Raw genomic sequence first — 8,566 nt, forward strand, 5'->3', positions numbered from 1 at the left:
ACCTGGGTTGATTTTACTATTTTATTTGTAAGTTATTATATGAAAGAACAGACGACTGAAGCTATTGGGAAGATTACTTTTTATAACATGAGCGGGCAAATGTTAGGGATTTTAATTGGCGGATGGGTTGCGGATCTATATGGTTTTGAAGCAGCCTTTCTATTAGGTGGAGTAATAGGAGCACTTGGTTTAGTAGGGGCATTTTTTATTATTGAAAATAAGGAAGAAAATGATCAAAAAATAACAATGAGAGGGGTTATTGAGGTAGCAAGTGATAAAACACTTGTTATTGTCTCTTCTCTAGCAATTTTATTCCAATTATTAGCTTTCGCAACTGTGTTTGGATTCACCCCTGTTTATGCACAAAATTTGGGTGCTTCAAAATTTGATATGGGGTTACTTACATTTTTCTCTACGTTCCCAATGGCAATTGCCGCATGGATTGGTGGAGGCTATCTATCAAGATATTTTGGAGAGAAAACAGTTGTTATTGCAGGTTTTGTATTCATTGGACTATTTACAATTGTAATCCCTTTTGTAGGGAGTATCTTTTTGTTAATTATCACACAATGTCTTGCTGGATTAGGAAGAGGTTTTGTTTCTCCCATTCTAATGTCAATGAGTATAAAACACATGGACTCTGGAAAACGAGCAACAGCGATGGGGTTTTATCAAGCCATCTACGGTTTAGGCATGTTTATCGGTCCATTGTTTATGGGAGTCATTGGAGATTGGCTAACCTTGGAGCAAGGATTTATTATACTTGGATTATTGGGTTGTTTTACAGCAATCCTTACCTACTTTATGTTAAAACATGTCGTTGAAACTCAAGTGATCTTTAGTGAAGAGAGAAATATAACCGGATAATAATGACTTTATGAGGTTGATTTTATCAACACAAAAGGAGGAATAGAAAGTGGAAATACATAAATTATACATTGATGGTCAATGGGTGGAAGCTGAAGAATTTCAAGAATTACTTTCCCCTTATAATCAAGAGCTTGTGGCCCAAATTCCTGTCGCAAATAAAAATCACGTTGAGCAGGCGATAACAAGTGCACAAAAGGCAACTAAAGTGATGAGAGGTTTAAGTGCTGCTGAACGTTCTGAAATCCTGGAGAAGGTATCTCAAATTATGTCCGAAAGAAAAGAAGAATGTGCACTGATTTTGGCAACTGAAAATGCCAAGCCTTTAAAAGCCGCAAGAGCAGAAATAGCACGTACGATTGAAACATATAAGTTTGCAGCTGAAGAAGCGAAACGAATACACGGTGAAACAGTGCCTTTAGGTGCAGCAAAAGGAGGCAAAAATCGCTTTGGCTATGTGAAGAAAGAGCCATTGGGCGTTATTGCAGCGATAACTCCTTTTAACTTTCCTTTTAACCTAACAGCACATAAATTAGGACCAGCATTTGCAGCAGGGAATACAGTTGTTCTTAAGCCTGCATCTCAGACTCCATTAAGCGGCTTTATGACAGCTAAAATATTTGAAGAAGCAGGGCTTCCGGATGGTGCCTTAAACGTGGTCACCGGTAAAGGGGGAGTAGTTGGTGATTTATTAGTTACAGACTCTCGTATCAAAATGGTTACTTTTACAGGAAGTGTGCCTGTAGGTTTGGGTATTAAGGAAAAAGCTGGTTTAAAACGTGTAACATTAGAATTGGGATCAAATGCCGGTGTAATTGTAGAGGATACTGATGATTTAGACGCGGTTGCAGCACGATGTGTAGAAGGGGCCTTTAATTTCTCAGGTCAAGTATGTATCTCTGTACAACGAATCTTTGTGAAAGAAAATCTATTAGAAACATTTATTGAAAAAATGAGGGCTCATGCAAAAAAATTGGTAATAGGCGATCCAAAATCAGAGGATACGGATATTTCTGCTTTAATTAATCCTGGTGAAACAGATCGGATTGAAAGTTGGATAATAGAAGCAGTAAACGGTGGAGCAACAATTGCCTATGGTGGGAAAAGAGTGGGGAATGCATTTGAACCAACCCTTGTAGTAAATGGTGGAAAAAACTTATCAATCTCGTGTAATGAAGCCTTTGGACCAATCGTTGTAGTTAATCCATATAAATCATGGGACGAAGCGATAGATTTAGTGAATGATTCAGAGTATGGTTTACAAGCTGGGGTCTATACAACCAATCTCCAAAAAGCGTTTGATGCGGCAGAGCGTTTAGAAGTTGGCGGGGTAATTATTAATGATATACCATCTTTCCGCGTAGATAATATGCCATATGGTGGTGTGAAGAATAGCGGAGTAGGTAAAGAAGGCATAAAATATTCTGTTGAGGAAATGACAGAATCAAAATTCGTTTCTTTTAAGTTATAACTAAAATTACGGATGCTTTTTTATAAATAAGAAAAGCGTCCTCTTTTATTGTTACTAATGTCCTTAACAAAACCTGTTGACCTAATTAGTTAGGAAAGAAGGAACCGAGGTGGTTCCTTTCGCAATTAGTGATTATTTGGGTTTTTTAGTTGAGATTTACTTCCACGATTGGAGTTGTATTTCTTTCCTTTGTTATTATCTCCACTAGTGAACTCTTGGCCAAATTCTGTTTCTAATTTACCACCGCTGCTAGGGGAATTTTGATTTTGACTGCCTTTATTAATACGCTTTGTCAACATTTACACCTCCATTTCAACTCAAATGCATTCTCAATGTCCTTGATCTGGCGAGTTATTTCCTTTTTTGACTTTTCATTTTGTTCATTTCAAGTTCCGCAGCATATTCTTCTTGGGATTTTCCTTGCTTGAAACTTTCAGACTGGATTTTTCTGAACTTATTATCATTTAGATTAGGCACGTTAGCATCTCCTTTTGTATGTAAGTATATTTCATGTTATGAGTATTCCTTGTCTCCTCCAAAGCCACTCCTCTTATTTCGATATTCCATCTTTTACCTCTCTTCTTCCTCACCTGCTTACAAATTTTTAATCTACTTATCCACTTAACAAACATAATCCACAACTCCATTCAAATGTTATCAACAATACCCACAATATCCACAGGTGGTATTTATTTTATCCACATATACCACAACCAGCCGACCTGAATAGACTAAATTCTGACTTTTCCGTTGACGTATGTTTTGGAGAGGTGTAATATATACTTTATCTTGGTAGTATATTAGCGAACTAAAGTAAAATGAAATTTTGGGAAAAGTATGAGAAAATAGATATATACAAACTTTGGTGGTGAAGAAAATCGTGTTTATGTTTGAAAAACCGTTAGGGATGAGAGATACATTGCCGGCTTTATATGCAGCGAAAAAGAAAATTCGTGATGCGATGTCTTCTCAAATTGAAGGCTGGGGCTATCAATTTATTGAGACTCCAACGCTTGAATATTATGAAACAATTGGTGAGGCGTCGGCGATCCTCGACCGTCAACTATTTAAATTATTGGATTCACAGGGACATACACTCGTCCTTCGACCTGATATGACAGCACCAATTGCACGTGTAGCAGCGTCCCGTTTATATAAAGGGGAATACCCATTACGTATCGCATACTCGGCAAATGTGTTCCGCGCCCAGCAGCATGAAGGTGGAAGACCTGCAGAATTTGAGCAAATCGGAATTGAGTTTATTGGCGATACGACAACAAGCGCAGATGCAGAGGTCATTTCTCTTATGATTGCAGCGCTTAAGCAAGCGGGACTTACTAATTTTACAGTACCCATTGGCCATATAGGCTATGTTAGGGCATTGTTTATGGAGATTGTCGGAAATGGAGCAAGAGCCGATGCTCTACAACGCTATTTATATGAAAAAAATTACGTAGGCTACAGAGAGCATGTGAAAAGCTTGCCGCTCTCTTCGATTGATAAACAACGGTTACTTTCTCTTTTACAATTAAGAGGAAATGAAACAAAAATTGCAAAAGCAAAAGAATTAGTCGAATGTGAAAAAGGAAAAAAAGCGGCGGAAGAACTTGAAATGCTGTGGAAAAAATTAGAGGCATTCGGAGTAACAGAGCATATTAAAATTGACTTCAATCTTGTCAGCCATATGAGCTACTACACGGGCATTCTTTTTGAGATTTACGCGGAGAATGTCGGCTTTTTAGTTGGAAACGGTGGTCGCTATGATCATTTATTTGAAAAATTTGATCGTCCTGCACCTGCAACTGGCTTTGGAATTCGGATTGACCGACTACTGGAAGCACTTGATCTACCACAGGATGAACCTGAAATTCATTGTGTAATATTTAGTGCGGAACAGCGAGAAGATGCCATCCGTTTTGCAATGAGTAAGCGAGAACAGGGTGAGAGAGTCATTCTTCAGGATATCGCTGGAATCAAGGATGTTGATGCGTGTACGAGCGCATTTGCGAAGAACACCTTTTTCTTAGGAACTTCAAGAAAGGAGGAGGCTTAAAATGACCGACAAACTAACAATAGCGATGCCGAAGGGACGAATTTTTGAAGAAGCGGCACAGCTTTTACAAAAAGCAGGCTATAAGCTTCCACCTGAATTTGAGGATTCTAGAAAATTGATTATCGATGTTCCCGATGAGCCATTTCGATTTATGCTTGCAAAACCAACGGATGTGACCACTTATGTTGAGCATGGCGTGGCAGACCTTGGGATTGCCGGGAAAGATGTGATGCTTGAGGAAGAGCGAGACGTATATGAAGTGCTTGATTTGCAAATTAGCGAATGTTATCTAGCAGTTGCAGGGCTTCCAGATGTGAAGGTAAAGGGTCCCGTAACAAAAATAGCGACAAAATACCCTAATATTGCATCAAGCTATTATCGCGAAAATGGTGAACAGGTGGAAATCATTAAATTGAATGGTTCCATCGAGCTCGCTCCTTTAATTGGATTGGCTGACCGAATTGTGGATATCGTATCGACAGGACGAACTTTAAAGGAAAACGGATTAGTGGAGCTTGAACATATTGCGGACATCACTTCACGCCTGATCGTAAATCCAGTGAGCTATCGCTTAAAGGATCAGCAAATCGACGAAATCGTAGAGCGTCTTTCAAAAGTCGTATAACTTTATTCAGCATTTATCTACAGGTCCATGTAAATTGAAATATAGAATGCAGTATACAGGTCCAAGATTAGGCTGAATAAAGTTAAGCCTCCGGCGGATGCCACAGATTTTCAAAGGTAGTTTTTCGCGTAGGCGCGAAAAAATCTGGGCGCAAATACGCCTTGGCGTATTTGATTAATCAAGAAAGGATCAACAGATTATGCGAATTGAACGTGTAACCAATACTGTTTCACTGAAGCGGACCATTGATAGCGGGACTGAAGAACAGAGAAAAATAGTCATAGAAATACTTGCAGAAGTGCAAAAAGAAGGGGATAACGCCCTTCGTTACTATACTGAAAAATTTGATGGAGTTTTCCTTGATGAGTTAAAAGTCACCGATTCAGATATTAAAGAAGCCTATCAAAAACTAGACGAGAATCTTGTTCCGATCATTAAAGAAGCAGCTGAAAATATCAGGGATTATCATAGTCGGCAGGTTAGGCAATCATGGATGACGATGAAGATTAATGGTACGATTCTTGGTCAAAAAATCACCCCCCTTGATGCTGTTGGTGTTTATGTGCCAGGTGGGAAAGCGGCCTATCCATCATCCGTACTAATGAATGTCATTCCAGCACAGGTAGCAGGCGTCGAGCGAATCGTGATGGTGTCACCACCTGGTAAGGACGGCACAATTCCAGCGGGGGTTTTAGTCGCAGCTGATATCCTCGGTGTGAAGGAAATCTACAAGGTTGGCGGTGCCCAGGCAGTTGGGGCGTTGGCATTTGGAACGAAAACCATCAAGCCTGTTGATAAAATCGTCGGACCAGGAAATATTTTTGTCGCACTTGCGAAGCGTGAAGTGTACGGGAATGTGGATATCGACATGATTGCAGGACCAAGTGAAATAGTGGTGCTAGCAGATGAAACAGCATTACCAAACGAAGTAGCGGCAGATTTATTATCCCAAGCAGAGCATGATGAACGTGCATCTAGCATCCTTGTAACACCATCAATGGAGCTTTCCGAAGCAGTTTCCGAAGAAGTTGAAAAACAACTTGCCCTGCTTCCTCGTAAGGATATCGCTCGGGCTTCAATTAATGATTTTGGTGCCATTTATGTCACTAGCAACCTAGACGAGGCAATCAAGGTTGTAAACGAACTTGCCCCTGAACATCTTGAGATTGTGACGAAGGAGCCAATGGAGCAGGTAGGAAAAATCAAACATGCTGGTGCGATTTTTATCGGTCGTTATAGCTCAGAGCCTGTTGGAGACTACTTTGCTGGTCCAAACCATGTTCTTCCGACAAATGGAACCGCACGCTTTTCAAGTCCATTAAGTGTGGATGATTTTACGAAAAAATCAAGTATTATTTCATATAGCAAACAAGCAATCGAAGAGAACGGTTCAAAAATAGCTGCCTTTGCAAGACTTGAAGGGTTAGAAGCACATGCCAGAGCCGTTGAGGAACGATTAAAATAATTCACAAAATTCCAGATTCAACTGTGGGTATTGTGGACAATAATCCAAGAAACCAAGCAATACCAAGCATTTAACGAAGATTTTAAAATTGTGGATAACGGTAGGTGTAATCATGACTAGACAATCAAAAGTTGAACGTAAAACAAATGAAACAGATATCAAACTAGATTTTTCGGTAGATGGAGAAGGAATCTCGAATCTTGATACGGGTGTACCATTTATGTCCCACATGCTCGACCTTTTTACAAAGCACGGACATTTTAACCTGACAGTTGATGCAAAAGGTGATACTGAAATTGACGATCACCATACAACAGAAGATATTGGAATTTGTTTAGGACAAGCATTACGTGAGGCACTCGGTGATAAAAAAGGAATTAAGCGCTACGGAAATGCGTTCGTTCCAATGGATGAAGCACTTGCACAGGTTGTCATCGACCTTGGAAATCGTCCACATTTTGAATTAAAAGCTGATTTCCCAAGCTCCCGTGTTGGTACATTTGATACGGAACTCGTGCATGAATTTTTATGGAAGCTTGCATTAGAAGCGAGAATCAACCTCCACGTAATTGTTCACTACGGTCACAATACACATCACATGATCGAGGCGATTTTTAAAGCATTAGGTCGTGCGTTAGATGAGGCAACTATGGTCGACCCACGAGTTAAGGGGGTCCCATCAACGAAAGGGATGTTATAGATGATTGGTATCATCGATTATGGCATGGGGAATTTATATAGCGTTTCTAAGGCGCTTGAGCGGATGAATTATAAATACTTCATTTCAAGCATACCAGACGAACTCGTAAAAGCAGACGGTCTGCTTTTACCAGGTGTTGGTTCCTTTAAGGATGCGATGGGGATTTTACATGAAAAAGGGTTAGTCACTTTTATTAAAGATTCCGTAGCAAAAGGGACACCACTCCTTGGAATTTGTCTTGGCATGCAGCTTTTGTTTGAAGAAAGTGAAGAAAACGGACTAACAAAGGGCCTTGGCCTTTTAAAAGGAAGGATCACGAAAATCCCAGGTGTAACAGCAAGTGGTGAAACCTATAAGGTGCCACATATGGGGTGGAATGACCTTGAGCTAAAAAATGCATCTCCGCTCTTACAGGGTATAGGGGCAGGTCATGTCTATTTTGTTCATTCCTATTATGCGACAACTAACAATGAGAATGTGATCGCAAGCAGTACCTATGATGTTGAGGTTCCAGCAGTTGTCGGAATAGGAAAGGTATTTGGAACCCAGTTTCATCCCGAAAAAAGCAGTGACTTAGGGTTAAAAATTCTCCAAAACTTCGCTGCAATCGTAGAAAAGAAGGTGACGATATGAGTACTTTTACAATTTACCCTGCAATCGATATGCGTGGCGGCAAATGCGTTCGATTGCTACAAGGGGATTATAATAAGGAAACAGTGTATGGTAATTCACCATTTGATATGGCAAAAGCATTTGCTGATGCGGGCGCAGAGTGGATTCATATGGTGGACTTAGATGGGGCAAAAGCTGGCAAACGAGTAAATGACAATTACGTGATTGAGGTTGCGAACAAGCTCGCCGCGAAAGTTCAAATCGGCGGTGGTATTCGAACGGAAGAGGATGTTGCCTACTATATTGAAAATGGCGTAGACCGTGTAATTTTAGGAAGTGCCGCAATCTCAGACCCCGATTTCGTAAAGGAAATGCTTAAAAAATACAAAGAAAAAATCGCAATTGGCATTGATGCGAAAGATGGATATGTGGCAACGGAAGGATGGTTAAACACTTCTTCAGTAAAAGCCACTGATTTGGGTGTTGAGCTAGCAAATGCCGGAGCGCAAACGTTTATTTTTACCGATATCGCAACAGATGGCATGCTTAGCGGCCCGAACATTGACGCAGTTGCGACCCTTGCTGATGCCACAGGAAAACAAGTAATTGCTTCAGGTGGAGTTAGCTCAATCGATGACTTAAAAGCATTAAGCAAGCTAGCGGACCAAGGTGTTTCTGGTGCAATTGTCGGAAAAGCGATTTATACCAATCAATTTACCGTCGAAAAGGCGCTGGAAGAGGTGAAAGGCTGATGATCACAAAAAGAATAATTC

The 8,566-nt window shown here is 40.2% G+C and carries 10 protein-coding genes; 8 read left to right on the top strand and 2 right to left on the bottom strand.

Annotation, left to right across the window (positions count from 1 at the left end; all coding sequences use genetic code 11):
* Both V7147_RS23995 and V7147_RS24000 read left to right on the top strand, forming a co-directional pair.
* On the top strand, positions 1-867 hold an 867-nt coding region (locus V7147_RS23995), incomplete at its 5' end, for an MFS transporter (RefSeq protein WP_335370312.1).
* A gap of 49 nt (positions 868-916) precedes the next feature.
* Positions 917-2,338 carry an aldehyde dehydrogenase family protein gene (locus V7147_RS24000; protein WP_335370313.1) on the top strand — a complete coding sequence of 474 codons (1,422 nt, stop codon included), beginning with the start codon at positions 917-919 and terminating at the stop codon, positions 2,336-2,338.
* A gap of 125 nt (positions 2,339-2,463) precedes the next feature.
* Here the strand turns inward: V7147_RS24000 and V7147_RS24005 are convergent, their stop codons facing one another.
* Positions 2,464-2,634, bottom strand: a complete 171-nt coding sequence (locus V7147_RS24005) for a hypothetical protein (protein ID WP_438824647.1) — start codon at positions 2,632-2,634, stop codon at positions 2,464-2,466.
* Positions 2,635-2,689: 55 nt separating this feature from the next.
* Positions 2,690-2,815, bottom strand: coding sequence for a hypothetical protein (locus V7147_RS24010; RefSeq protein ID WP_335370315.1), 126 nt, complete (start codon positions 2,813-2,815; stop codon positions 2,690-2,692).
* 403 nt (positions 2,816-3,218) lie between these two features.
* Between V7147_RS24010 and V7147_RS24015 the strand changes: the two genes are divergently transcribed.
* The 6 genes from V7147_RS24015 (at position 3,219) to hisA (ending at position 8,545) form a co-directional block, all read left to right on the top strand.
* Positions 3,219-4,391 (top strand): ATP phosphoribosyltransferase regulatory subunit, encoded by a 1,173-nt coding sequence (locus V7147_RS24015; RefSeq protein ID WP_335370316.1) that lies wholly within the window; start codon positions 3,219-3,221, stop codon positions 4,389-4,391.
* A 1-nt stretch (position 4,392) separates the two neighbouring features.
* Entirely contained in the window at positions 4,393-5,016 is a 624-nt protein-coding gene (gene hisG / locus V7147_RS24020; RefSeq protein WP_335370317.1) for an ATP phosphoribosyltransferase, read from the top strand.
* Positions 5,017-5,215: 199 nt separating this feature from the next.
* A complete protein-coding gene (gene hisD / locus V7147_RS24025; RefSeq protein WP_335370318.1) occupies positions 5,216-6,481 on the top strand; it encodes a histidinol dehydrogenase in 1,266 nt (421 codons plus the stop codon).
* A gap of 112 nt (positions 6,482-6,593) precedes the next feature.
* Positions 6,594-7,181 carry an imidazoleglycerol-phosphate dehydratase HisB gene (gene hisB / locus V7147_RS24030; RefSeq protein WP_335370319.1) on the top strand — a complete coding sequence of 196 codons (588 nt, stop codon included), beginning with the start codon at positions 6,594-6,596 and terminating at the stop codon, positions 7,179-7,181.
* Positions 7,182-7,814: an imidazole glycerol phosphate synthase subunit HisH gene (gene hisH, locus V7147_RS24035; RefSeq protein ID WP_335370320.1), complete on the top strand. Its 633-nt coding sequence runs from the start codon at positions 7,182-7,184 to the stop codon at positions 7,812-7,814.
* Positions 7,811-8,545 (top strand): 1-(5-phosphoribosyl)-5-[(5-phosphoribosylamino)methylideneamino]imidazole-4-carboxamide isomerase, encoded by a 735-nt coding sequence (hisA, locus tag V7147_RS24040; protein ID WP_335370321.1) that lies wholly within the window; start codon positions 7,811-7,813, stop codon positions 8,543-8,545. The genes hisH and hisA overlap by 4 nt, the downstream gene beginning before the upstream one ends.
* The last annotated feature ends 21 nt before the right edge of the window (positions 8,546-8,566 follow it).

Origin of the sequence: Bacillus sp. JJ1521 (genome assembly GCF_036965165.1) — a bacterium.
Classification (GTDB): Bacteria; Bacillota; Bacilli; order Bacillales; family Bacillaceae_L; genus Ferdinandcohnia.